1 protein-coding gene is annotated in these 542 nt (G+C 64.9%); it reads right to left on the bottom strand.

Features of this window, described 5'->3' with window-relative positions:
- Positions 1-310 (bottom strand): MarR family transcriptional regulator (locus G3O06_RS48695; protein ID WP_205820511.1); only part of this gene is annotated, 310 nt, incomplete at its 3' end.
- Positions 311-542: the final 232 nt, after the last annotated feature.

Raw genomic sequence — 542 nt, 5'->3', positions numbered from 1 at the left:
GCGTCCGCCCCTTGTCGGTGATGCTCGCGTACGCGGCACGGCCGTCATCCGCCGAACGGGCACGCGTGACGAGCCCTTCCTGTTCGAGCCGGTCGACGAGCCGGGTGAGGTTGTAGCGCTCGATCGCGAGCACGTCGGCCAGTTCGTGCATGCGGCGCGTGCCGTCGGGCCCGCTTTCGAGCCCCCACAACGCGTCGTACCACGCGTAGGCCGGCAGGCCAGCCGCCGCGAGGCGGCGCTCGATCTCGCGAATCATCGTCCGGTGCGCGCGGACGAACGAGAACCACAGATCGGGTTCGGGTGCGCTCATGTCAGGTCGTTCCTCTCGTTGAATTGCAGTTGCAATTAAATTTTACCTCGATAACAATTGCCCTCACACGATTGCAATTGCAACTATCTGCCCGCCGATCGGCGGGCGTTCCGTCGCGCGATGCGGCGCCACGACCGTCGCCCCGCGCAGTCTTATGCTTCTGGAGACATTGCATGACCGCACCTCTCGCGCTACCCGACATCGACCCGCAGGAAACCCGCGAATGGCTCGA

The sequence above is a fragment of the Burkholderia sp. Ac-20345 genome (genome assembly GCF_017104825.1).
Taxonomy (GTDB): Bacteria; Pseudomonadota; Gammaproteobacteria; order Burkholderiales; family Burkholderiaceae; genus Burkholderia; species Burkholderia lata_B.
The sequence above is the reverse complement of the archived record's forward strand: the minus strand, read 5'-3'. Positions and strand labels throughout refer to the sequence as shown.